The sequence below is a fragment of the Butyricicoccus pullicaecorum genome, assembly GCF_002160355.1.
Classification (GTDB): domain Bacteria; phylum Bacillota; class Clostridia; order Oscillospirales; family Butyricicoccaceae; genus Butyricicoccus; species Butyricicoccus pullicaecorum.
Window position 1 is genome coordinate 127,032 of the sequence record NZ_NFKK01000003.1, and the last position, 25,122, is coordinate 152,153.

The window sequence follows — 25,122 nt, forward strand, 5'->3', positions numbered from 1 at the left end:
TCCTATCGCAATCAATACATAAAAAAACGCCTCCTGCTCGGCGGGTTTTCCGCTCCAGGAGGCGTTTCTCTTTCTTTATCGGTTGATGACCTGAACCTGCATGCCCTGCATCACATCCAAAGTCTTTTCGTGTAAAGCTGGGTCAAAACTTGCGCACAACGACGCGTCTACAATGATTTGTGCCTCCGGCCATGCAGCCTGCAGCGTACATACATTTGCCATGACGCACATATTGCTTACCAATCCGACCAGCAAAATTTCATCCAGATCACCGATCTCTTTTTTGAGTGCAACCAATGTTTCCGGTGCAATGCCGAAGGTTGTTTTGCGAACCGGATACAAAAGGCCAGTGCAGCACGTGCCGCTGATGAGCTCTTGTGTCTTTCCGTACAATCTCCAGCCCTCGGTATCCGGCTGGCAGTGGGGAATAGGCAGGGTTCGTCCTTCTCGGGTCTGTAAATAGTTCTCCCCATGTGTATCATAGGTCACCAGAACCGGATCGCCCATAGCCAGATATTCCTGTGCACGCTGAGCGATCCCCGCATCTAATTTCTCCGCACCCGAAAAGCCTAAAGTTCCGCAAACAAAATCGTTTTGATAGTCAATAATCGCAAGCAATCGCTTTTTTTCCATCGCAACTGCCTCCTTTCTGTGTAAATTTTATCACAGTTACAGAACTGACACAATTCTTTTCAAACTTTCAGCAATGCACGCTCCTCTGGAATTTACAAAAAGTTCAAAGTTGAAAGTTTGCATCCCTGGAATCCCACGTAGTATGATATACAATAAGGGAGGGTCGTAATTGAAAATTATTGCATTTCATGCTTCACATGCCGCAGCACCCAAACGACGCAGGAGACGCAGAAGAAATTATCGTCCACTGCTGGTACTAGCTATTTTTCTGCTGATTGTATGCGCAATCGGCTTTGCAATTCACCAGGTTTTCTTCCAATCGGATACCGATGAAAACGGATATCCCATTACATACGTTGGCAGCTTGCCGGTTCACGAACATTTTGTCTCCGAAGACGCAATCGGTCGTCCTGGCGGAACACGTGAGATCGAATACGTTGTCATCCACGAAACCGACAACTTTGCTGCCGGAGCCAATGCCGCAAGGCATGATGCGTTTATTCAGGAAAATGCAAAGGTCGAAAAATTATCCTGGCACTATACCGTAGATGACCACGAAGCATATCATCACATTCCGGACAACGAGCCCGCTTATCACGCAGGCGATGGGATGGAGCCAAATGGGGGAAACACCTCGGGTATCGGCGTTGAGCTCTGCGTTGCAGAAGATAACGACTATGAAAAAACCTTGCAAAACGGTGCGCTGCTTGCCGGATATCTGCTATGGAAATATGATCTGAATATGGACGCGCTGAAAAAGCATCAGGATTTTTCCGGAAAAATTTGCCCCGCGCACCTGATCAACGAACATCGTTGGGATGAATTTTGCAAAATGGTCGAGGAAAATTATCTCTATTTTCAGCAAAATGGCGAAAAAAATTAAATCTTTCAAAATAGTTGCTTTTATCTGCTAATATGCTATAATACCTTTCAGTACACCTTTTCAAAACCGTGTATCTTATCTTATTTCAATGAAAGGATTTACCTGCCATGATTGTCATCTTAAAGCCCAACCCGGACAAAGAACGGGTCGCACGTCTAATTGAGCACTTCCACGATATGGGGCTGAACACGAACTATTCGGAAGGTTCGTCCACCACCATTATCGGTCTGCTTGGCGATACCTCTCGTATCGACGAAAATGACATTATGGTATATGATCTGGTTGAACGAGTCCAGCGCGTCACCGAACCGTTTAAGGGCGTCAACCGTAAAATGCATCCGCAGGATACCATTTTGGAAGTCGCAGGCCGTAAGATCGGCGAAGGATACTTTAACGTATTTGCCGGTCCTTGCTCGGTCGAAAGCGAAGCACAGATCCTCGAAGTTGCTGAGGCTGTCAAGAAGTCCGGTGCTTCCTTCCTGCGCGGCGGTGCATTCAAGCCTCGTACTTCTCCGTACTCGTTCCAGGGTATGGAAGCAGAAGGTCTCAAGCTGCTGCTTGAAGCAAAGCGCCAGACCGGTCTGCCCATCGTCACCGAGATCATGAGCGAAAAGCATCTGGATCTGTTCGCCGATGTTGATATCATCCAGCTGGGTGCACGCAACATGCAGAACTTTATGCTGCTCAAGGAGCTCGGACGCTCTCAGAAGCCGATCCTGCTCAAGCGCGGTCTGTCTGCTACCATGGAAGAGTTCCTGATGGCGGCAGAATATATCTTTGCTGGCGGAAACCACAATGTCATCCTCTGCGAGCGCGGCATCCGTACCTTCGAGACCATGATCCGCAATAATCTGGATATCTCTGCGGTTCCGCTGGTCAAGACGCTGAGCCATCTGCCCATCATCATCGATCCCAGCCATGCAGCAGGCAAGCGCGACATGGTACAGCCGCTGTCCCGCGCAGCGATCGCTTCGGGTGCTGACGGTCTGATGATCGAAGTACATAACGATCCCAAGCGCGCACTGTGCGATGGAGCGCAGTCTCTGAACATCCCGATGTTCGAAACTGTTATGGCCGATGTCAAGCGTCGTGTGGCATTCGAGGAAAAGCAGCTGCAAACCTGCGAATAAATAATATGTTTACAAAAACGACCGGTGAAAATCACCGGTCGTTTTTTATGCTCGGGGAACCAAATTATTTCTCAATTGTCTATTAAGAAGAAGGAACCGTTTCGATCATCAATTCCTTCAAATTGCCAAAACGATATCCCGCTTGTTCCCACTTGGTCAATAGTTCATCTAAAATCTGTGCGTTGGTAGACGAAGTCGAGTGCAGCAACACAATTGCACCGTTATGGATACGTGGAAGCAGCTTATCAAAAGCCTGCTCCTTTGTCGGCTGATTGTCCGTATACCAATCGACATAGGCCAGCGACCAGAAGACCGTCGTATATCCCAGCTGCTGTGCCTGCTTTAGGTTCTCCAAGCTGAATTTTCCCTGCGGCGGTCGGTACAGTTTGAGCATTTCCTCTCCCGTGACTTCACGATAGAGATCTTCAACGCCTTTTAGCTCTTGCTGAAAGGTCTCAAGATCGGCAATCTTTGACATATCCGGATGAGAGGTTGTATGATTTCCGACGACATGTCCCTCTTCCACCATACGCCGCACCAAATCCGGCGCAGTCTCAAGATAATTGCCTACCAGAAAAAAGGCAGCCGGGGCATGATGCTTTTTGAGCGCATCCAAAATCGCTGGTGTATTTCCATTTTCAAACCCTGCATCAAATGTCAGGTAAATTACGGGTTCGCTGACATCCCCAAGGTAACGCGCTGACAAAGCTTCCAGCTCCTCAGATGAAGCATTGCCGATCGGAGGCTGTCCAGGGGTAGGGAAGGAGAGACCCCAATTGGTCACTTCAGCATTGACTGTGGTCACCGGTCCAAACCATTTATCATACGCTGTACCCGCACCTGCAAGCATCAATACCAGAGCAACTGCGCCCAAAACCGACCAAATTTTCTTCCGTCTTCGCTTTGACAGAGAACACAACAAATAAAACACCGCCTTCCATGGTTTTGTCCTAAAAATATGCGGACAGGGAGGCGGTTATAACTGGTATCACGCGTCGTAATCTTCTAATAAGTGTGCCAGCGCAGTTGCATCTTGAAGCGGAATCCCTTCTTCCAGTGCTTCCTGATCGGCCTGGGGCAAAGTTCGGATGTCTACACCGGTCATCAAAACCGGATCACTGCGACCAGTTTGATAAATTACCACCTGATATCCCACACTTTTGGCAATATATTGTGTAAGATCGGCAGAAACATTGCTAGAAGCGGGTGCTTTTGGCCATAATAATGCCAAAAGCAAAAAGGTTACAGCAAGAAACGTCAAACTTAAAACCAAAATGTTAAATCCGAGTGAACGATTGTGCGGCTGCATGATCAATTCCTCCTTCTATTTTGTGACTGATATCCTCTAGTGTGAACAAGTTAACGCTAAATTATGCGTATTCAATAAAAATATTGGCAATTTTCATCAGAATATGGTATACTGTATTCGCCTATCTGTCGCTTGAGTATGGCCGTGTACTTGCGCGTCATCGGCAACCTTTGCAGCCATGCAAAAGGAGGTATCGAAAAATATGGCAAAACGAAAAAAGAGCTCTTTTGCCCATAAGCTCATGATGGTCATTCTGGCCATTCCGCTCATTGCCGTCGTCACAGCCTGTCTGTGCGGTGTTGCGCTCGCCTTTTATATCGGCGTGTACGTAATTCCCAATTCCGATATCGACGTATCCTCTTATAGCAAGGATCTGGCAAAGACTACCGTCATTTATGCCAAAAATCCAGACACGGACGAGTACGAAATATATGAGACTCTGGAAGGAGACGTCAACCGGCAATGGGTATCGTTGGACGAAATCCCTGAAGACCTGCAAAAAGCAGTTGTCGCCATCGAAGACCAGCGCTTTTATTCACATCATGGTGTAGACTGGTTCCGCACCCTCGGTGCAATCCAAGGCTTTATCACCGGCGATGACCGCGGCGGTGGTTCTACCATCACCCAGCAGCTGATCAAAAACCTGACCGGAAACAATGACAAATCTGTCAAACGTAAGATCAATGAGATCTTCCAGGCGCTGACTCTGGAAAAGAATCTCGGTGATACGGCAAAAGATCAGATCTTGGAAATGTATTTGAATACAATTCCTTACGGTAACCGCGCAGCTGGTGCGAAAGTCGCCGCAATGACTTACTTCGGCAAGGAACTTGACGAACTGAATCTGGCCGAATGCGCTGTGCTTGCCGCAATCCCCAATGCGCCCACACGTTACAACCCTTTCCGCAATCCGGAAAACGTAAAGGAACGTCAGACATTGGTATTGCAGAAAATGCTCGAGCTGGAATTTATTACGCAGGCTGAGTATGACGAGGCAATCAACACCGAACTGGTTTATCATTCTGATGCATACGAACAAGACACGAACGAACCCTACTCGTGGTTTACCGAGGCGATCATCTCTGAACTGACCGAGGACCTGCAGGAAACTGAGAATATTTCGTATGATCTTGCACGTTCTCGCGTTATGTCCGGCGGCCTTCAGATCTATGCGACCATCGATCAAAATGTTCAGAATGCGATGGATGAAGTCTTCACCAACGAAGCCAATTTCCCCAGCGCACAAAAGAACGGTGTCGTTCCGCAAGCCGCTATGGTCATCTGCGATAAGCAGGGAAATATCCTGGGACTTGTCGGTGGACGCGGCGAGAAGGAAGGTAGCCTGCTGACGAACCGTGCGACTATGACCACGCGCCAGCCCGGTTCTTCGATCAAGCCGCTCGCTGTTTACGGTCCTGCAATGGATGCCGGCAAGATCACGCCCTATTCGGTCGTGACCGATATGCCGTTTAAGGTCTATGACGGCAAGGCTTGGCCGCGTAACGACAATCGTCGCTATCAGGGCCAGATGGTCGTAAAAAATGCTGTTGCAAAATCGATCAACTGTGTCGCTGTACGTGTTCTGGACATGCTCACGCCGCAAGCCTCGTATGAATTCCTGCATAACACGCTGGGATTTGAACATCTCAACCCCAGTGCAGATATCGATTACGCACCGCTCGCTCTGGGTGGTATGAACGGTGGTGTGACCGTCCGTGAAATGGCGGCAGGATATACCATCTTTGCAAACAACGGCAAATATTCCGGTTCCCGTACCTACTCCAAGGTACTCGACAGCGAAGGCAATGTGCTGATTGACTACACCGAACCGGAAGAAATCAACGCGTTCCAGAACGAAAAGACTGCATACTACATGCTCGACTGCTTGAAAGAGGTCACCAATTCCGGTACCGGTACCAAGGCTACCATCAGCGGTATCGAAACGGCTGGTAAAACGGGTACGACGACTTCCAAGCGCGATGTATGGTTCTGCGGTCTTACCCCATACTATGTAGGCGCTACCTGGTTTGGCTATGATCAGAGCTACAACCTGGATGGTATTTCTGGCAATACGGCGCTGTCGTTGTGGACCGCTGTTATGCGCCGGATTCACGCCGATCTGCCCGATGCTGAGTTCGATATGGGCGATGATTCTAACTTTGTCAAGGCAACTTATTGTATTGACAGCGGCTTGGCACCGACCGATGCCTGTGAGGCAGATTCTCGCGGCGATCGTGTTGCAGTTGGCCGCTTCTGGAAGGGCGACGAACCGAGTGAAGAATGCAATCTGCATAAGTATGTGACGATTTGCAATCAGACCGGTCTGGTTGCAGGGGATAATTGCCGCTGGACAAGCACGGTATCCAAGTTGGATCTGACGCGCTTGTTCCCGATGGATTTCTCTCCCGCACTGGAAGACGCTGATGCTTGCTTCACAGGAGACAATGATCCTGTTGGCTCCGGCGATGTCACGGTTTCTGGCGGATACCTTGGCGTCTGCCACGATCGTCATTCGATCTTCGACTTTGGAAACGACGACGAAGAGGAGGAATCCTCTGAGGGAACCGAAGGTACAGAAGGTGAAACTGGTACAGATAGTGGAAACACTGACACATCTGGCGACAGCACTTCGGACACGTCGGATTCTGAGTCCGATCCTGAAAATTAAGTCAATCTAGGACTTGAAATTTTGAAAATCATATAGTATAATGTGTAAGTATGTTATGCAGTGTCTTGTAAGGCTGCACTAGGCGGGGCGGTAGCGGTGCCCTCTTCCTGCAATCCGCTATAGCAGGGCTGAATTCCGGTTGGGAGGTGCGGCATCTGGATGCTTGCAGTTAACAGGCCGGTGATGAGAGATTGGTACTGTGCAACGTGGGACTGTGAACCATGTCAGGCGGGGAACCGAGCAGCATTAAACAGAACCCTGCGTGTGCCACAGGTTTGCCGATTTTGAACGGGCTTGGTAAAAAGGCTGTCCGGATGTTCGTTTCGATCTTCTGGTGTGCGGTCTTACAAGGCACTGCATAACAGAAAACAACGTTGGATTGGTGGGCAGGTGATGAATCTGCCCATTTTTTCATCTTAATCTCAGGGAGGCTTATCGGTAATTCATGTATCAGGCTCTTTACCGTAAATGGCGCCCGCTCTGCTTTGCAGACGTAATTGGGCAACAACATATTACGGATACGCTGCGTGCACAGCTCAGCACCGGCAGGCTTTCCCATGCCTATCTCTTTACCGGAACACGTGGTACCGGTAAAACGACCTGCGCCAAAATTTTAGCACGCGCAGTCAACTGTGAGCATCCGGTAAATGGTGATCCCTGCAACGAGTGTCCGTCCTGTCGTGGTATTTTGGATGGTTCGGTTCTTGATGTTGTCGAAATCGATGCTGCGTCCAACAACGGCGTAGACAATGTGCGCGAGATTCGTGATGAAGTCCGCTATGCGCCTTCCTCGGTGCGTAAAAAGGTCTTTATCATCGACGAGGTGCACATGCTCTCAGCAGGTGCATTCAACGCGTTGCTGAAAACCTTGGAGGAGCCGCCGGAGCATGTTATGTTCATTCTGGCGACAACCGAAATCCACAAGGTTCCCGCGACCATTCTGTCGCGCTGTCAGCGCTTTGATTTCCGACGAATCACGCCGGACGCAATCGCCAAGCGACTCATGGAAATCGCAGCACAGGAGCAAATCGCACTGACCGAAAATGGTGCAAAATTGATTGCACGACTGTCCGATGGTGCGATGCGTGATGCACTGTCCATGTTAGACCGTACGGCTGGCTGCGAGGTAGTAGATGACGAAGCAGTTTCCAAAAGTCTGGGTATTTTAGGTTCTACCGATACCCTTGCACTGATGGAGGCCGTGAAAACTGCCGATCTGGCAGCTGCGATTGCCGAAATCGGACGCGCCTATGAAGCTGGTCGTGATCTATCCGGTGTGATCGATCAAATGCTGGGACTTATCCGCGATATGCTGCTAATTAAGACAGCGCATGGCGATGTCTCCGCGATGATCTCACCGGCATACACAGCAGAACAGCTCAAGCGGTTAGGGGAGGGGCTTGCCCCTGCCACGCTCATCGCGTACAGCCGCATCCTACAGGACGCAGCTGCACATATTAAGTCTGCGAGCAATCGTCGCGTAGAAGCCGAACTGTGTATGATTCGTCTGTGCACCATGGGGGCGCAGGCTTATGATTCTCTGTCCGGACGCGTGGAAGCACTCGAAGAAAAAATTAAAAACGGTATCCCTGTTGTGCAAAAAGTCGTGTCGGCTGCGGCCTCGGATAACGACGGCCCTCCGCCGCCAGGGGATGAAGATGCACCGCCTTGGCTTCAGGAAGAGGGACAACCCGCGGCAAACGATGCGTCCGCGTCTGCGGAACCGCAGCGTGCAGATTGGCCCGGCTGGCCGCAAGTTCTGGAACAGGCTTCCGGTTCTATCAATATGGGTGCACTGACTTGTCTTCAGATCTCGTCTCGCGCTGAGCTGGATAACGGACAAGTATTGGTATTTTGTGAAGATGATGTAACGGCTGGGCTCGCTGGAGCGCATCCGACCATCGATAGATTGTCAGAAATTGCCTCGGCAGTTGCCGGACATGCGGTTCGGCTCAAGGTCTTTGGCCCTGATCAGCAGCCGCAGCGGCACAAGCAGGCAGTGTCTGATGAAATTTTAGAGAAAGCAAAAGAATTTGACATTCAAGTCACAGAGTTTTAATTCTAGGAGGAATTCAAGATGGCAAAGGGTAAATTCGGCGGTATCGGCGGCGGCATGAACATGCAGGCCATGATCAAGCATGCGCAGAAGATGCAGCAGGAGATGCTGCGTGCACAGGAAGAAATGGCACAGACCGAGACCGAGGCAACCGCTGGCGGCGGTGCTGTAAAGGCTGTCGTACTGGGTACCACTTCGCTTAAGTCCCTCGAAATCAAGCCCGAGGTTGTTGATCCCGAAGATATCGAGATGCTGCAGGATCTGGTTATGGCTGCAATCAACGAGGCTCTGCGCAAGGCACAGGAGCAGTCCGAGAACAACATGCGCGCAATCACCGGCGGCATGAGCGGCGGTATCCCGGGTGTACTCTAAGGGATGAAATTCTTTGCGCCGCCAGTTGAGCGGCTGATAGAAGAATTTGCTCGTTTACCTGGTATCGGTCAGAAAACGGCGCAGCGACTGGCATTTCATGTATTGGACATGTCCAAAGAAGACGCGCAGCGCTTTGCCGATGCGATCACGCAGGCAAAAAGCGCGGTATTCACCTGCAAGGTTTGCCAAAATCTGACCGATTCCGAAATTTGTCCGATCTGCTCCAATCCCAACCGTGATCCCGGTGTAATCTGTGTGGTCGCAGACCCGCGCGATGTACTGGCATTTGAGCGCACACGCGAATACAACGGTTTGTATCACGTGCTGCACGGTGTCATCTCACCGATGAATCACATTGGCCCGGATGACATCCGCATTCGTGAGCTGTTACAGCGTGTGGCAGACACTGATGTACGCGAAGTCATCATTGCGACCAATCCCGACACCGAAGGTGAGGCGACTGCCATGTATCTGGCACGCTTACTCAAGCCTTTCGGTGTTGCTGTCACGCGTCTGGCATACGGTATTCCGGTTGGCGGACATTTGGAGTACATCGATGAAGTCACGCTCATGCGTGCTCTGGAAGGCAGACGAGAGATCTAAAATCCCTATTTTGACACGTTGGAGGAATCGACTTTGTCCGATTTGAGACAAGAGATACAAAATCGGCGTACATTTGCGATCATTTCGCACCCTGACGCCGGTAAAACAACCATTACAGAGAAATTTCTGCTGTACGGCGGTGCGATCCAGGAAGCAGGTATGGTTAAGGGTAAAAAGAATTCCCGCCATGCGGTTTCTGACTGGATGGAAATTGAAAAGCAGCGTGGTATTTCGGTTACTTCGTCTGTTCTCCAGTTTCACTATGACCAGTACTGCATCAACATTCTGGACACTCCTGGTCACCAGGACTTCTCTGAGGATACCTATCGTACCCTGATGGCGGCAGACTCTGCAGTCATGGTTATCGATGCGTCAAAGGGTGTCGAGGCGCAGACCCGCAAGCTGTTTAAGGTCTGTGTTATGCGCGATATCCCGATCTTTACCTTCATCAACAAGATGGATCGTGAAGCACGTGATCCGTATGAACTGTTGGAGGAGATCGAGAACGAGCTCGGCATTGGTACCTATGCGGTGAACTGGCCGATCGGTTCCGGTAAGGAATTCCGCGGCGTTTACGACCGCATGGACAACGAAGTTATTGCTTTTGAAGGTGTGGATGCCCGCCATGAAGTTACGGCAACGCATTTGCAGTTCGGCTCGGATGAGCTCAAAGAACGTCTGTCCGAGGTACAGTATCAGACGCTGGCGGATGATATCGAACTGCTGGAAGGTGCTGGCGATGAGTTTGACCTGGATGCTGTGCGTCACGGTAAGCTGTCTCCGGTCTTCTTCGGATCGGCGCTGACCAACTTCGGTGTTGAGCCTTTCCTGAAGAAGTTCCTGACCATGACCACCTCGCCGCTTCCGCGTAACTCGGATATTGGTGTCATCGATCCGTTTGACGAGCGTTTTTCTGCCTTTGTCTTTAAGATTCAGGCAAACATGAATAAGGCACACCGTGACCGCATCGCATTTATGCGTATCTGCTCGGGTAAATTCGAGCGCGGCAAGGAAGTGTTCCATATTCAGGGCGGCAAGAAAATTCAGCTTGCGCAGCCGCAGCAGTTGATGGCGCAGGATCGCTCGATCGTAGACGAGGCTTATGCCGGTGACATCATCGGTGTATTTGATCCCGGCATCTTCTCGATTGGCGATACCGTATGTGATCCCAAGCTCAAGTGCACTTACTCGGGCATCCCGACCTTTGCACCCGAGCTGTTCGCAACCGTTCGCCAGAAGGATACACTCAAGCGCAAGCAGTTCGTCAAGGGTGTTACCCAGATTGCACAGGAAGGTGCAATCCAGATCTTCCACGAGCCGAATACCGGTATGGAAGAGGTTATCGTAGGCGTTGTTGGTCAGCTGCAGTTTGAAGTACTTGAATATCGCCTCAAAAACGAATACGGCGTTGATATCATTCGCGATATGCTTCCGTATGAGCATCTGCGCTGGATTGAAAACGATGAGGAAGACTTTGACTACAAGAAGCTTATGCTGACGTCCGATACCCGTGTGGTACAGGACTTCCGCGATCATCTGCTTCTGTTGTTCACCAGCCCCTGGAATATCACTTGGGCACTCGATCATAATGAAAATCTGAGACTGGCAGAATTTTCGCAGAACTCATAAAAATCAGCCTCGCAGAGATATCTCTGCGAGGCTTTTTCTTACTTCAATCACCAGAAAATAATACAATACAAAAAAGAGGGACTCATTTGAGTCCCTCTTTCAGTTTTTAACTGCTCAACCTGAGTAAACGAACTCACGTTGTCTGATCTGACTTAACGTCAGCAGCTGTGTATCAATATACTCTGAAGCAAAGAACAAAGGAATATCATCCTTATCATACGTCAGACTTTTGAGCAACAACATTGGACGAGAACCAAATGGGCTCAAGTCCCGCAAATCATCACTCATGCACACATGCAGCTCCACTTTATCCCAGGCGACTTTTCTGCCCGACCGTTCATATATCAGTTGGAACAGAGACGGTTCACCTTCCGGCACTGCAGCATCGCCCCACAGGGAAGCAGGGAGGATGTCCTCGCAATAAACACAAGGACGATCATCTGCGTAAAAAATCTTTTTTGCGCGGATACAGGCGGTAGATGGTTCGATCTGCAAGCCCGCAGCGATTTCTTCATCAGCAGGGAAGACCTCCCAACCAACCATACGAACATTCGGCGTATATCCGCTGCGTGCAATGATATCACCAAAGTGCATTGCCGGATTCAGTGTAGCCTTCATATTCATACAGGTTCGATTGACAAAGGTTCCTTTGCCTTGCCGTCTGAGCACCACGCCTTCAGATGCCAATTCATTAAGCGCACTGCGCAAGGTCACTCTGCTCACGCCAATCAGCGTGCACAGCTGTTCTTCTCTTGGCAGTTTATTGTCATGTTCCAAGTCCAACGTACGTATGTATTGCATCAATGCACGCTTTGCCTGGGTTTTGAGATCCTCTCGCTGAATCATTTGCGGTGCCATGAAACCATCCTTTCCGGTATCAGTATATCATGCCTGCACCGCAAAGTCCAGTCAGGGACGCCAAAAATAGAACGCATATGCCATAATAATGATGCTTACAATCAGAATACCGCTTCCAACGTTGCACATTGCGGCAGTCGGTGCAAGACAGGACATGAAAGAACCGATGCCCATGATAATCAGGCCGATGAATGCGATAATTTTATACTTGGTCAAATTAGCTTGCTGTTTCATGACTTTCATCCTCCCTTAATCCTGCTTTTCTTTGAAAATCTTAACAAGGATCGGATAGAGCACAATAGCGGCAATGATTCCGTTGAGTGAGCTGAGTCCAAAGCTCATGCGCTCAAGCAGAACGACAATACCGTAGGAAAGCGCCCAGGTGACCCACGGGGAAATCGTCCAGTCTCTCAGTGCAGCTTCATCCAGCGGTGCATAGTGACCTCTGTGCACGATGTAGAAATCCGAGAGGATAATGCCGGCCAACGGCGGAACGATAACACCCAGCACGTTCAGGAAGGTAAACAGAGAATCGATCTGGTAAGGCTTGGTCAGCGTCAGAAGAGCAGACAGCACCAGGATCACACTGATCAGGATCTTACGATCCATGTGGAATGCATTGGACAAATTCAGCGAAGTCGAATAAATATTGGATGCGTTGGTGGTAAAGATGTTCGTAGTCATCAGAATGATGGACGGAACAACCAGACCCAGCGTCAACAGAACGCCGGTCAGATCACTGTTACCAACCGCAATAGATGCAATTGCACCGCAGATGACCAGCAGACTATTGCCGCCAACTAGGCCAACGATTGCGCTCAGCGCTGCCTGCTTCATGTTCTTTGCATAACGCATGATGTCTGCAATACAGGTCGCTGTGGACAGAATCCAAGTACCGATAACAACCGTGGTACCACCTGCAATGCTCATTGGATCAGAAGGAATAAACTCGGTAATGACCGAGAATGCACCTGCTACGCCAACCGACTTAATCGCGGTTGCCAGAGACAGGAAAATGATCGAAGGAATCGCAATATAGCCCAAAATGGTAATTGCGTTAATGCCAATGAGAGCGAATACGCCCATAACCAGAGCAGAAAGCATCATCGTAATGCCTTCGGCAACCGGGCCAAAATCAAAAATCTGGGCAATGAAATGGCCATAAGTTGCAGACTGAATGGTGTACCATCCAAGGTTTATGATCGGCACAAACAGGGAAGCCAAGCGCGTACCCTTCGCACCAAAGCTGTATCGCGTAATCAGTGCAAACGTCAGACCAGTCTTACAAGCAATGACGCTCACCAGAATCGCAATCGCACTCAAAAACAGGTTACCTAAGAAAGTCGCGAGAATAATGTCTTTGAAGTTCAATCCAGCTGCGAGGCCGCCGCCAGCCATCATACTGGTAATGACAAATACAAAACCGGTCCAGACAATTGTTAAGCTGAAGAAACTCTTTCTCTGATTTGCGGGAACTGCGCTGAGCTCATAATCTGTATTCTGCTGCGCAGATGCGGTAGCAGTTTTCATAAACGCTCACTCCTTCTTTCAAATCTTAAATATCCTTATCCTGAGAATTGAATGATCAATCCCAAAAACCCTCATGGACTGCTGCAGCCTCTTCTTCCACCTCAGGGAAGGGGCCAAACACCTGAATCTGCTTCTGTCCGCGTGCCAGAACCTCACGGCAGGGCAGATCAAACGTCGGATTCTGTTCATTGCTGCCGGTCAGCTCCAACAGACGGCGCTCGGTCATACCGTATACGATGCAGCCGATGTTTGCCCAGTAAATAGCACCCGTACACATTGCACAAGGCTCTGCGGTCGAGTACAGCGTGCACTTCCACAGGAAATCCTTGCTGTATTCCTGAGACGCACGGTCTGCCAGCGTGCATTCCGCATGTCCGGTGCACTTCTTGGTGGTAATCTCAATGTTCTGCTGCTCCATCAGGATTTCTCCATCCGGTCCGACCATCAAAGCACCAAACGGCGTATTTCCGGCTGCACGCGCTTCCTTGGAAACCTCAATGCAGCGCTTTAAGTACTTGATGTGATCCTCGTGAGTCATACTGTACCCTCCCAAATTGATAAGACGTAATAGGTATTACCTTTTATACCCAACATGATATCACTGCATATCTAAAAAATATAGAGGAATAGTTGACAATTTTTGTTGCTTTTCGTTGTTAAATTCACCAAGTATGATAAATTTTTTCCAAATATTTTGGTCGTTTAGTCAAAAACTGTCATTTCACGCATGGGTATAAGGAAACAAAAAAGGCCTTCCCAAAACGGGAAGGCCTTCATTGGTCTTACTACCTTAGCTATGCAGATAATGTGCAACAAGCTCCTGCATCAACTCATCACGATCGATCTTACGAATCAAGCTGCGTGCGTTGTTGTGATTGGTGATGTAGGTAGGATCCTCGGAAAGAAGATAGCCGACGATCTGGTTGATCGGATTATAACCCTTTTCCTTCAGGGCATCGTAAACCGTAGTCAGAACCCGCTTCATTTCGGCGTTCTTATCATCTACGAGGCTAAATTTTCTGGTTCCATCGAGCATTTTGGCTGCCTCCTTTCAATCGTGAAAAGCTCTGCTTATAGAATAATACATTTCGTCGAAAAAGTAAAGTCTTTTATCCGCGAAGTACTGCACCGAATTCCGTCTCAAGGGCTACAATGGCCTTCTTCATGGCTGCATCGCACTCTTCGTCGGTCAGCGTACGGTCTGCTGCGCGCAGGCTCATCGAATAAGCGACACTCTTCTTGCCAGCCGGAATCTGATCGCCCTTGTAAACGTCAAACAGCGATACATTCTCGAGCAGGCTGCCTGCAGCATTGCGAATTGCCTTTTCCAGAGACGCAACCGGAATCTCATCGTCGCACAGAACGGCGATATCACGGGTAGAAGCCGGGAACTTGGGCAGCGGCTGATACAGCTTGGTGTTATCCGATGCAGCAAACAGTGCGTCGATTGCAAGCTCAGCAGCCAGTACCTCACCGCCAATGCCATACTTCTTGGAAACCAGCGGATGTACTGCACCAAATACGCCGACATACGCCTCACCAGCATATACCTTTGCGCAGCGGCCCGGATGATAAGACGGGTTGGTCTTCTCCGGAACAAAGGAGACATCCTTAACGTTCAGCTCACGGCAGATTGCTTCAATGACGCCCTTGAACTGGAAGAAATCCATCTGACCATAGGTTCCCAGCGTCAAAATCTTTTCCTCGTGCGGCAGAACTTCCGGGTCAGCCTTTCCGTCCTTGATACTCGGGGTATAAATCGTACCCATCTCGAACAGAGAAGCGGTCGGGTTGCGATGTGCATGGTTGTGTGCCAGATTATCCAGCATAGACGGCAGGACGGTGGTACGCATAACCGAGAAATCTTCACCCAGCGGGTTCAGAATCGTGGTCGAAATGCGACGTACATCATCTGCGGGCAGATTGATCGCATCATAGAACTTGGGGCTGATGAACGAATGGCTCATTGCCTCATCAAATCCAGCCATGCGGCATACCGCAGAAGCGTCACGCTCCAGCTGCTGCTTGGGCGTATACTCGCCCTGTACCATCTCACCAGCATACAGCGTGGTCGGAATGTTATCATAGCCGTACATGCGTGCAACTTCCTCAGCAACATCGCACATACGCGCAATATCTACACGGAAATCCGGAACGATGATTACGCCATCTTCAACGCGGAACTCAAGACGCTCCAGATATGCAATCTGCTGCTCGGGAGTCAGGTCGATACCCAGCAGTGCATTGATCTTTTCCGGCTCAAAGGGCAGGGTCTTTGCAGGCTGCTTGCCCGGATATACGTCGATGACACCATCGATTACTTCACCGGCGCCCAGTTCCTCAACCAGCTCACAAGCGCGCAGCAGAGCAGGCATGGTCAGGTTGGGGTCCAGACCCTTCTCAAAGCGGCCGGAAGCCTCGGTGCGCATGCCCAGTGCCTTCGCCGTGATACGAACGGTTGCACCATGGAAGCATGCAGACTCGAAGACAACGGTCTTGGTCGAGTCGGTGATCTCGGAGTTTGCACCACCCATAACACCGGCAACTGCTACCGGCTTGGAACCGTCGCAAATCGCCAGCATCTCATTGGTAATAGCACGATCCTGGCCATCCAGCGTCTGGATTGCCTCGCCCTCAACCGGACGACGAACAACAATCTTACCGTCAGACAGGCAAGCATAGTCAAATGCGTGCATGGGCTGGCCATACTCGAGCATGACATAGTTGGTGATATCGACAATGTTATTGATCGGGCGAACACCGGCAGCATTCAGGCGCTCACGCAGCCAAGCCGGAGAGGGCTCAATCTTGATGTTCTTGACAACCTTTGCCGTATAACGCGGGCACAGCTCAGGCTCCTTTACCTCAACCGAGATATAGTTCTTGATATCGTCGCCACAACCCTTAACAACCGGCTCATGAACGGCAAACGGACGATCAAAGGTCGCTGCGGTCTCACGTGCCAGACCAATCATGGACAGACAGTCCGGACGGTTGGAAGTAATTTCGAACTCAACGACATCTTCGTTCAGACCCAGTACGTCCTTGATGTCTGCGCCTACCGGAGTGCCTTCGGGCAGAAGCAGAATGCCATTCTCGCATGCGTACGGTACGCAGCCGTGGTCGATGCCAAGTTCCTGGAACGAGCACATCATACCATTGGATACCACACCGCGCAGCTTGCCCTTGGTGATCTTGACACCACCGGGCAGGGTAGACTTATGCAGCGCAACCGGGCAGATGCAGCCAACGGTCTCAGGGGTGATATTAGGTGCACCGGTAACGATCTGCACCGGCTCTTCCTGACCTACGTTCAGCTGGCAAATCACCAGATGATCGGAGTCCGGATGCTTTTCAACCGACAGAATCTCACCGGTTACAACATTGTCAATTTCAGCGCCCAGATTTTCAATGCCCTCAACCTTAGAACCGGACATCGTCAGCGCTGCGGCATATTCCTTGAGCGAAATGCCATCAATATTCGTATAATCTTTCAGCCATGAAAGCGGCAGTTTCATTTTCTTGTTCCTCCCAATATGGATAATAATCGGTACACAATCTAATTAGAACTGGTGCAGGAAACGGACATCGTTCTCATAGAACAGACGGATATCGTCAATCTTGAAACGGCCCATGACCATACGCTCCAGACCAATACCGAACGCGTAACCGGAATACTCATTGGGGTCGATTCCGCATACTTCAAGTACGTGAGGATGTACCATACCGCAGCCCAGAATCTCGATCCAACCTTCGCCCTTACACAGGCGGCAGCCTTCGCCGTGGCACTGATAGCACTGAATGTCCATCTCAGCAGACGGCTCGGTGAAGGGGAAGTGGTGCGGACGGAAACGTACAACCGTATCGTCACCGTACAGCTTCTTTGCAAACAGCTCCAGAATGCCCTTCAGGTCGCTCATGCGGATGTCCTTATCGACAACCAGGCCCTCGATCTGATGGAACAGGGGAGAGTGGGTTGCGTCAACTGCATCCGAACGGTATACGCGGCCAGGCGCAATAATACGGATCGGCGGCTTCTTCTTCTCCATGGTACGTACCTGCATCGGAGAAGTCTGGGTACGAAGTACGACATTATCCGAAATATAGAAGGTATCCTGCGTATCGCGTGCCGGATGATCCTTCGGAATATTCAGTGCTTCAAAGTTGTAATGATCGAGCTCTACCTCAGGGCCTTCTGCGATCGAGAAACCCAGACCCAGGAAAATTTCCTTAAACTCGTCCAGAACGACGTTCAGCGGATGCTTCTTGCCCAGTGCGATGGGCTTGCCAGGCATCGTAACGTCCAGCGTCTCGCTTGCCAGCTTCTCTTCCAGCGCAATACGCTCGATCTCTTCACCGCGTGCGGTCAGTGCCTGCTCCAGCTGTGCAACGACATCGTTGATGAGCTGGCCCATTGCCGGACGATCTTCCGGTGCGACATCCTTCAGACCCTTACGGATGGCGGTCAGCGCACCCTTTTTGCCCAGATACTTTACGCGTACGTCGCCCAGCTCACGGGCGGTTTTCACGCTGCTCAGCGCTTCCTTCGCTTCTGCGAGGATGGCTTCGAGCTGTTCTTTCATAGTGGAACACTCCTTGCAATATTTTATAATACGTTTCTGCTTGTGAGAAAATATTCTGCGGCATCTATTTAATTGGAACAAAAAAGCCTTCGTCCCAGTAAATCTAGGACGAAGGCCGCATAACTCCGTGGTACCACCTAGCTTCGCAGAACAATCTGTCTGCGCGCTCGTTTTCCCGTAACGTGGGAAGAAGACGGAGACACCTACTTCATATCTTCAGCGTCTCAGCTCACAGGGGAACTTCACCCAAACTTCTGACACGGCAGTTTTCAGCCGGTGACTGCCGCTCTCTGAGAAAGATTCGATCAGGTTACTTTTCCTGCTCATCGCAATTATCAATATAAAGAATACTTTATCACTATATCACAGCTTTTCTGACTTTTCAAGCCCCGAATGATAAAATCACTTGACGATTCTTCGTTCTTTTTGTTGCACAGTGTCATAATATCTATTATAATGTAGCTATATCATAACAATCGATACAGAAAAAGGAGGCGTGTCATCGGTTTGTTTGGATTTAATCTGGTATTTTCATTGTTTCCGATCTTTTTCGGCATTATTTTAATTCTTTTTATTGTACAGCTAGTACGAGGTATCGCGCAATGGCATACGAACAATCAGTCTCCGCGCTTATCGGTGACTGCAAGAGTCGTGGCCAAGCGGACCGAAACGCATCACCATCATCACGACAACCACATGCATACATCGACCAGCTATTACGCAACTTTTGAATTTGACAGCGGCGATCGAATGGAGTTTTCTCTGCGCGGCTCAGACTATGGCATGTTAGCCGAAGGGGACCGCGGCACGCTGTCCTTTCAGGGCACTCGCTTTCTGGACTTTACACGAAAGAGCTGATTGTTTTCCAGCCTGCATAGGCTGGAAAATTTTTTGATTGACAAATTCCGGCAAAGCCGATATAATAGACAAGAACTGATTTGGTACCATAGCCAAGCGGTAAGGCGTGGGACTGCAACTCCCTGATCCCCAGTTCGATTCTGGGTGGTACCTCCATTTCTTTTCGTGAATATCGCAAATGCAGTGAAAAAGAGGAGTACCTCTTATAGCCTGTCTTTTAGAGAGCGAACCATCTGGTGCAAGGTTTGCAGGCAGGGAAGAGGGAAGGTCGCTTTGGAGCTGGAATATTGAATTTCAGTAAATATTCCCGGGACGTCCCGTTATCGGCGAAAAGTGCGCAGAACTGCTGCGAATTTAGGTGGTACCACGGAAATCTACGGTTTTCGTCCTATTTGGGACGGAAACCGTTTTTTATTTCTCTGATTTATCATCAGAGGCATGAAATTGCAAAAATATCAAATCTTAATACCATAAAAGGAGAGATCTAAATGGCGAACGAACTTCCCAAGACATACGATCCCTCTGCCGTAGAAGACAAGCTGTATCAGTTCTGGAACGATTCCGGGTTCTTCAACGCAGAGGTAGACGAGAACAAGAAGCCCTTTACCATCGTCATCCCGCCCCCGAACGTTACCGGTCAGCTGCACATGGGTCATGCATTCGATGAGACCCTTCAGGATATCCTGATCCGTACCAAGCGTATGCAGGGCTATTCCGCACTCTGGATGCCCGGCACCGACCATGCAGGTATCGCAACCCAGATCAAGGTTGAAGAAAACCTGCGTGTCAACGAGGGCAAGACCCGTTACGATCTGGGTCGTGAAGAGTTCCTCAAGCGCGTTTGGGACTGGAAGCACCAGTATGGCAACCGCATCATTTCTCAGCTCAAGAAGCTCGGTTCTTCGTGTGACTGGCGCCGCGAGCGCTTCACCATGGACGAGGGTTGCTCTAAGGCTGTTAAGGAAGTCTTTGTAAACCTGTACGAAAAGGGTCTGATCTACAAGGGCAGCCGCATCATCAACTGGTGCCCGCACTGTGCAACCGCACTGTCCGACGCTGAGGTTGAGTACGAAACTCAGCCCGGCAAGCTGTGGCACATCAAGTATCCGATCAAGGATTCCGATGAATACCTTGTTGTTGCAACTACCCGTCCTGAGACCTTCATGGGCGATACCGGTGTTGCAGTCAACCCCAACGACGAGCGTTACAAGCATCTGGTTGGCAAGACCTGTATCCTGCCGATCATGAACCGCGAAATTCCGATCTTCGCTGATGATTACGTAGATATGGAATTCGGTACCGGCTGTGTTAAGACCACCCCGTGCCATGACCCGAACGACTTTGAGATGGGTCAGCGTCACAACCTCGAGCAGATTCTGGTCTTCAACGAGGACGCAACGGTTAACGAAAACGGCGGCAAGTATCAGGGTCTGGATCGTTACGAGTGCCGCAAGGCTGTTCTGCGCGATCTGGAAGAGGGCGGTTACCTCGTCAAGACCGAGGATCACGAGCACAACGTTGGCACCTGCTATCGCTGCGGCACCACTGTCGAGCCGATGACCTCTGCACAGTGGTTCGTTAAGATGGCTCCGCTGGCAAAGCCCGCTATGGACGTTGTTCATGATGGCCGCGTCAAGTTTGTTCCCGGTCGTTTTGCAAACACCTACCTGCGTTGGATGGAAAATGTTCACGACTGGTGCATTTCCCGTCAGCTGTGGTGGGGTCACCGTATTCCGGCTTACTACTGTGAGGACTGCGGCGAAATGACCGTTGCCAAGGAAGATGTTACCGTTTGCCCGAAGTGCGGCGGTACGCACATCCATCAGGAAGAGGACGTTCTGGATACCTGGTTCTCCTCTGCACTGTGGCCGTTCTCGACCCTCGGCTGGCCGGAAAAGACCCGCGAGCTGGATTACTTCTATCCGACTTCGGTTCTGGTCACCGGTTATGACATCATCTTCTTCTGGGTTGCTCGTATGATCTTCTCCGGTATGGAGCAGATGCACGAGGAGCCGTTCAAGACCGTCTATATCCATGGTCTGGTACGCGACGCACAGGGCCGCAAGATGTCCAAGTCGCTCGGCAACGGTATTGACCCGCTGGAGATTATTGAACAGTACGGCGCTGACGCACTGCGCTTTACTCTGGTTACCGGTAACTCGCCCGGAAACGATATGCGTTTCTCCACCGAAAAGGTTGAGGCAAGCCGTAACTTTGCAAATAAAATCTGGAATGCGTCCCGCTTTATCCAGATGAACCTGACCATCGACAATGCAGAACTTCCCGCTGATCTGGCACTGGAAGACAAGTGGATTCTGCACAAGTACAACGAACTGGTCAAGGCAGTTACCGAGAATATCGATAAGTATGAGCTGGGTATCGCCGTTCAGAAGCTGTACGACTTCATCTGGGACAACTTCTGCGATTGGTATATCGAGATCGTAAAGCCGCGTTTGCAGAATCACGACGACGTTGCAGCAAACGAGCGTGCGCAGAAGGTTCTGTGCTATGTTCTGCGCGGCACCATGCAGCTGCTGCATCCCTTCATGCCTTTCATCACCGAGAGCATTTGGCAGGCTCTGCCGCACGAGGGCCCGTCGATCATGGTTTCCAAGTGGCCGGAGTATCAGACCGAGCTGTGCTTCGCTGCTGAGGCCGAGCAGGTTGAGACCATGATGGACACCATCCGCGCTATCCGTGCCCGCCGTGCAGAGATGAACGTTCCGCCCTCCAAGCGTGCACAGGTCATTCTGCTGACCGACGAGCGTGCTGCTTACGAGGCTGGTATCCTGTTCTTCAGCAAGCTCGCATACGCATCCGAAGTTATCTTCGCAGATGCTATGCCTGAAAATGCTGACTCCATGGTATCGGTTGTCACCAAGGGTGCAACCGCATACATGCCGATGGGTGAGCTGATCGACTTCGAGAAGGAGCGCGAGCGCCTGAACAAGGAAAAGGCTAAGGTTCAGAAGGATCTTGACTTTGTCAACAAGAAGCTGAACAACCCTGGCTTTGTCGCAAAGGCTCCGGCTGCTGTCGTAGAGCAGGAGCGCGAAAAGGTTGCAAAGCTCGAAGAGCTGATGACCAAGCTGGATGCAAGCCTGGCAGCACTCAAGTAAACATGACAAGAAAGGGCTCATATTGAGCTCTTTCTTTTTATCAAAAAGGAGGGATTCTCTTGAATCAACTTTCTCCCGTTGAAAGCATCCATGCACTTGGACGCTTTTCCGGCAAGCCCGGCCTGCACCGCATCCGGGCATTATGTGATGCGTTGGGCAATCCGCAAGATCGGTTGAAATTCATCCATATTGCCGGCACCAACGGAAAGGGCAGTACCGCTACCATGTTGGCATCGGTATTACAGCATGCAGGCTATCGTACCGGCCTATACACTTCGCCTTACCTTGTGACCTTCCACGAGCGCATTCGTGTCAATGGCACTATGATTTCCGACTCCGATTTGAGTCGTTTATTCGAGCAGGTGCAGGCTGCTGCAAACGCCCTGACGCTTCCTGAAAACGAGCACATCGGTGAGTTCGAATTTGTAACTGCAATCGCCTTTCTGTACTTTCTGGAACAAAACTGTGATATTGTTGTGCTGGAGACCGGGCTTGGAGGTTCATACGATGCAACGAATATTATTGCACCTCCAGAAGCCGCCATCATTACCTCGATTTCTCTCGACCACACTGCAGTGCTGGGAAATACTGTTGAGGAAATTGCCCGAACGAAAGCCGGAATTTACAAACCGGGCAGCATTCACATCACATCGAATGGACAAGCCGATGCAGTATATGAGCAATTAAAAGCAAGCGCTCCCGATCTCATCATCGCTCCTGATGCAGAGATTATATTCGCTGATCTATCGGGTTCTAAATTCATTTGGCAGGGAAAATCCTATCAAATTTCCTTACCCGGACTCTACCAAGTCTCCAACGCATCGACAGTGTTAACTACTTTACAGCAGCTAAAAACAAGAGGTTGGCATATTTCTGAGCAAGCAATCTCTGACGGTTTGCTCTCTGCATATATTCCTGGCAGAATGCAAGTTTGCGCAACGAATCCCTGTATATTATTAGACGGCGGACACAATCCAGATGGAATTCGAAAACTTTCATTTTCTGTAAAGTCATTTAACATTACAGGTTCTATCCACCTGGTCATCGGCATGTGCAAAGATAAATCAATCCACGATGCTGTAAAGGAAATTAACTTTCCAGCGCAAAAATGCTATGTTACACCGTTGCAGAACGAGCGCACTATGGATGCAAACGAGTTGGCAGCACTGATGCATCCTATTTGTAAGGATACGGTGATTTGTCAAGATTGCGCAGCGGCTATTGCACAGGCAAAAACACAGGCTGCACCGGATGATCTCATCCTGATCTGTGGTTCGCTTTATCTGGTCGGAGAAGCAGAAGAAGTTCTGCGTGCTGACAGGAAGGGGCAAAATATTTCTCTCTAATCTGCTATACTATTCACTGCCATCGACAGCAACTCATTACGACATTGGAGTGAAAGTTTATGCAGATTATACACGAACGGGAAGGAACCAATTTAGTCGTTTACTTGGTGGACGAGCTCGATCAACACAGTGCACGTACCGTCATTGATGCTCTTGATCGTATCGTTACTTTGTATCCGGAAGAATCGATCATTTTAGACCTCAGCCGACTCACTTTTATGGACAGCTCCGGACTTGCTGTGGCGGTTAACCTATATCGCTCACTGGAACACAGCGGCCGCACGCTGACCATTCGGCACACCCCTCCGCAGGCAATGCGTGTTTTTCGCGCCGCTCATCTGGAGCGCAAAATTCAATTCATCGATCAAGCAGGGGAGGGTGCAGTATGCAGATCTTAAATCGAATGACCGTGCGCTTCGACAGTCATTCAGTGAACGAAGCATTTGCGCGCATGACGGTCGCCGCATTTGTCGCTCAGCTTGATCCGACACTGGAAGAACTCAACGATATCAAAACCGTCGTCAGCGAAGCCGTCACCAATGCCATCGTACATGGCTACCGCGATCAAGTCGGTGAAATTCTGGTCAGTGCGCGCTTGCTTGAGGGAAATTTTATCGAGATCAAGGTCAAAGATCATGGCTGCGGCATTCCCAACATCGACCAGGCACGTCAACCACTCTTCACAACCGGAAACAGCGAGCGTTCGGGAATGGGCTTTACCATCATGGAAAGTTTTTCGGACAAGCTCAAAATCCGGTCGTCTGTGGGACGCGGTACCACCGTTACCATGCTGCGCAAAATCACCGGGCGTGGGACAGGTGCCAATGACTGATCGCGAGGCGAATGTGCTTAAGGAACACAGCGGTCTTGTGTGGAGTATTGTACACCGCTATCAAGGACGCGGTGTGGAAACCGACGACCTGTATCAGCTTGGCTGCATCGGCTTACTAAAGGCCGCTCGTGGGTTTGATCCTCAATATGGCACACAGTTTTCTACATATGCTGTTCCCAAAATCGCAGGTGAGATCAGACGATATCTGCGCGATGACGGCCCGGTCAAGGTCAGTCGAACCTTACAGGAACAATCTTTTCGTCTACGGCAAGCACAGGAAGATTTGGAGCGCAAATCTGGCCGTTCGATTACCGTCTCAGAGCTCGCCGCACACGTTGGATTATCCATCGAGGAAACCGCCGCTGCACTCCAATCTGCTCAGCCGGTGCAGTCTCTAGAGTGTCCTGCAGGCGAATCAGACTTCTGTCTTTTAGACACTCTATCCTCTGGCAGTCCCGAGGAAGACATCACCACTCGCATTTCGCTTCAGCAGGCCATTTCTAAACTTCCAAGTCGTTTAGCACAGGTCATCGCCATGCGATACGGACGAGAAATGACCCAACAGCAAACCGCTCGCGTTCTGGGCGTCTCCCAAGTACAAATCTCACGTCTGGAACATAAGGCAGTCGATCTTTTACGTCAAGAACTCATTTCATAACCTCCATCAAAAGAACCTGCTTTCCTTGCAGGTTCTTTTCTCTTGTGAAATTCTT

The 25,122-nt window shown here is 50.1% G+C and carries 23 protein-coding genes, 1 tRNA gene, 1 other RNA gene and 2 other annotated features; of the genes, 15 read left to right on the forward strand and 10 right to left on the reverse strand.

Annotated elements, in window-relative coordinates; genetic code table 11:
- Window positions 1-75: 75 nt before the first annotated feature.
- The gene (locus B5F17_RS03795; RefSeq protein WP_087370995.1) at window positions 76-633 is read right to left on the reverse strand and encodes a cysteine hydrolase family protein; all 558 of its coding nucleotides are present in this window, start codon (window positions 631-633) and stop codon (window positions 76-78) included.
- A gap of 169 nt (window positions 634-802) precedes the next feature.
- Here B5F17_RS03795 and B5F17_RS03800 point away from each other — a divergent pair, with 169 nt between their 5' ends.
- Entirely contained in the window at window positions 803-1,516 is a 714-nt protein-coding gene (locus B5F17_RS03800) for a peptidoglycan recognition protein family protein (protein WP_087370998.1), read from the forward strand.
- Between the two features lie 107 nt (window positions 1,517-1,623).
- The gene (aroF, locus tag B5F17_RS03805; protein WP_087371002.1) at window positions 1,624-2,646 is read left to right on the forward strand and encodes a 3-deoxy-7-phosphoheptulonate synthase; all 1,023 of its coding nucleotides are present in this window, start codon (window positions 1,624-1,626) and stop codon (window positions 2,644-2,646) included.
- 82 nt (window positions 2,647-2,728) lie between these two features.
- On the opposite strand, the gene B5F17_RS03810 is transcribed toward aroF, so the two are convergent.
- Complete coding sequence (locus B5F17_RS03810; protein ID WP_087371005.1) at window positions 2,729-3,568, reverse strand: polysaccharide deacetylase family protein; 840 nt, start codon at window positions 3,566-3,568, stop codon at window positions 2,729-2,731.
- A 66-nt stretch (window positions 3,569-3,634) separates the two neighbouring features.
- Window positions 3,635-3,955, reverse strand: a complete 321-nt coding sequence (locus B5F17_RS03815; protein WP_087371007.1) for a BofC C-terminal domain-containing protein — start codon at window positions 3,953-3,955, stop codon at window positions 3,635-3,637.
- 202 nt (window positions 3,956-4,157) lie between these two features.
- Here B5F17_RS03815 and B5F17_RS03820 point away from each other — a divergent pair, with 202 nt between their 5' ends.
- From B5F17_RS03820 to B5F17_RS03845, 6 genes are all read left to right on the forward strand, one after another.
- Window positions 4,158-6,623, forward strand: a complete 2,466-nt coding sequence (locus tag B5F17_RS03820; protein WP_162608066.1) for a transglycosylase domain-containing protein — start codon at window positions 4,158-4,160, stop codon at window positions 6,621-6,623.
- Window positions 6,624-6,696: 73 nt separating this feature from the next.
- Window positions 6,697-6,965: signal recognition particle sRNA large type (gene ffs / locus B5F17_RS03825), an RNA gene on the forward strand.
- Window positions 6,966-7,068: 103 nt separating this feature from the next.
- A complete protein-coding gene (dnaX, locus tag B5F17_RS03830) occupies window positions 7,069-8,682 on the forward strand; it encodes a DNA polymerase III subunit gamma/tau (protein ID WP_016146714.1) in 1,614 nt (537 codons plus the stop codon).
- Between the two features lie 18 nt (window positions 8,683-8,700).
- Window positions 8,701-9,051, forward strand: a complete 351-nt coding sequence (locus B5F17_RS03835; protein ID WP_016146713.1) for a YbaB/EbfC family nucleoid-associated protein — start codon at window positions 8,701-8,703, stop codon at window positions 9,049-9,051.
- A 3-nt stretch (window positions 9,052-9,054) separates the two neighbouring features.
- Window positions 9,055-9,654 (forward strand): recombination mediator RecR, encoded by a 600-nt coding sequence (gene recR / locus B5F17_RS03840; RefSeq protein ID WP_087371012.1) that lies wholly within the window; start codon window positions 9,055-9,057, stop codon window positions 9,652-9,654.
- A gap of 33 nt (window positions 9,655-9,687) precedes the next feature.
- Complete coding sequence (locus tag B5F17_RS03845) at window positions 9,688-11,283, forward strand: peptide chain release factor 3 (protein WP_016146711.1); 1,596 nt, start codon at window positions 9,688-9,690, stop codon at window positions 11,281-11,283.
- 114 nt (window positions 11,284-11,397) lie between these two features.
- Here the strand turns inward: B5F17_RS03845 and B5F17_RS03850 are convergent, their stop codons facing one another.
- From B5F17_RS03850 to pheS, 7 genes are all read right to left on the reverse strand, one after another.
- Window positions 11,398-12,141, reverse strand: coding sequence for a GntR family transcriptional regulator (locus tag B5F17_RS03850; RefSeq protein ID WP_087371015.1), 744 nt, complete (start codon window positions 12,139-12,141; stop codon window positions 11,398-11,400).
- Between the two features lie 51 nt (window positions 12,142-12,192).
- A complete protein-coding gene (locus B5F17_RS03855; protein ID WP_016146709.1) occupies window positions 12,193-12,375 on the reverse strand; it encodes a hypothetical protein in 183 nt (60 codons plus the stop codon).
- Between the two features lie 15 nt (window positions 12,376-12,390).
- Complete coding sequence (locus B5F17_RS03860; RefSeq protein WP_087371018.1) at window positions 12,391-13,671, reverse strand: cytosine permease; 1,281 nt, start codon at window positions 13,669-13,671, stop codon at window positions 12,391-12,393.
- Window positions 13,672-13,726: 55 nt separating this feature from the next.
- Window positions 13,727-14,209: a nucleoside deaminase gene (locus B5F17_RS03865; RefSeq protein ID WP_087371021.1), complete on the reverse strand. Its 483-nt coding sequence runs from the start codon at window positions 14,207-14,209 to the stop codon at window positions 13,727-13,729.
- 252 nt (window positions 14,210-14,461) lie between these two features.
- The gene (locus tag B5F17_RS03870) at window positions 14,462-14,707 is read right to left on the reverse strand and encodes an IreB family regulatory phosphoprotein (RefSeq protein ID WP_016146706.1); all 246 of its coding nucleotides are present in this window, start codon (window positions 14,705-14,707) and stop codon (window positions 14,462-14,464) included.
- A 73-nt stretch (window positions 14,708-14,780) separates the two neighbouring features.
- Window positions 14,781-17,189, reverse strand: coding sequence for a phenylalanine--tRNA ligase subunit beta (gene pheT / locus B5F17_RS03875; RefSeq protein WP_087371024.1), 2,409 nt, complete (start codon window positions 17,187-17,189; stop codon window positions 14,781-14,783).
- 45 nt (window positions 17,190-17,234) lie between these two features.
- Window positions 17,235-18,254 carry a phenylalanine--tRNA ligase subunit alpha gene (gene pheS, locus B5F17_RS03880; protein ID WP_016146704.1) on the reverse strand — a complete coding sequence of 340 codons (1,020 nt, stop codon included), beginning with the start codon at window positions 18,252-18,254 and terminating at the stop codon, window positions 17,235-17,237.
- A gap of 101 nt (window positions 18,255-18,355) precedes the next feature.
- Window positions 18,356-18,590, reverse strand: a binding site (T-box leader).
- 171 nt (window positions 18,591-18,761) lie between these two features.
- Between pheS and B5F17_RS03885 the strand changes: the two genes are divergently transcribed.
- The 7 genes from B5F17_RS03885 (at window position 18,762) to B5F17_RS03915 (ending at window position 25,067) form a co-directional block, all read left to right on the forward strand.
- Window positions 18,762-19,112 carry a DUF2500 domain-containing protein gene (locus B5F17_RS03885; protein WP_016146703.1) on the forward strand — a complete coding sequence of 117 codons (351 nt, stop codon included), beginning with the start codon at window positions 18,762-18,764 and terminating at the stop codon, window positions 19,110-19,112.
- 82 nt (window positions 19,113-19,194) lie between these two features.
- A tRNA-Cys gene (locus B5F17_RS03890) sits at window positions 19,195-19,268 on the forward strand.
- Window positions 19,269-19,286: 18 nt separating this feature from the next.
- Window positions 19,287-19,506, forward strand: a binding site (T-box leader).
- Between the two features lie 94 nt (window positions 19,507-19,600).
- Entirely contained in the window at window positions 19,601-22,231 is a 2,631-nt protein-coding gene (locus tag B5F17_RS03895; protein ID WP_087371027.1) for a valine--tRNA ligase, read from the forward strand.
- A 59-nt stretch (window positions 22,232-22,290) separates the two neighbouring features.
- Complete coding sequence (locus tag B5F17_RS03900; RefSeq protein ID WP_162608067.1) at window positions 22,291-23,577, forward strand: bifunctional folylpolyglutamate synthase/dihydrofolate synthase; 1,287 nt, start codon at window positions 22,291-22,293, stop codon at window positions 23,575-23,577.
- 59 nt (window positions 23,578-23,636) lie between these two features.
- Entirely contained in the window at window positions 23,637-23,975 is a 339-nt protein-coding gene (locus tag B5F17_RS03905) for an STAS domain-containing protein (RefSeq protein ID WP_087371033.1), read from the forward strand.
- On the forward strand, window positions 23,963-24,409 hold the full coding sequence (spoIIAB, locus tag B5F17_RS03910; RefSeq protein ID WP_087371036.1) for an anti-sigma F factor: 447 nt from the start codon (window positions 23,963-23,965) through the stop codon (window positions 24,407-24,409). Before B5F17_RS03905 ends, spoIIAB begins: the two co-directional genes overlap by 13 nt.
- Entirely contained in the window at window positions 24,402-25,067 is a 666-nt protein-coding gene (locus B5F17_RS03915; RefSeq protein WP_016146698.1) for a sigma-70 family RNA polymerase sigma factor, read from the forward strand. The genes spoIIAB and B5F17_RS03915 overlap by 8 nt, the downstream gene beginning before the upstream one ends.
- The last annotated feature ends 55 nt before the right edge of the window (window positions 25,068-25,122 follow it).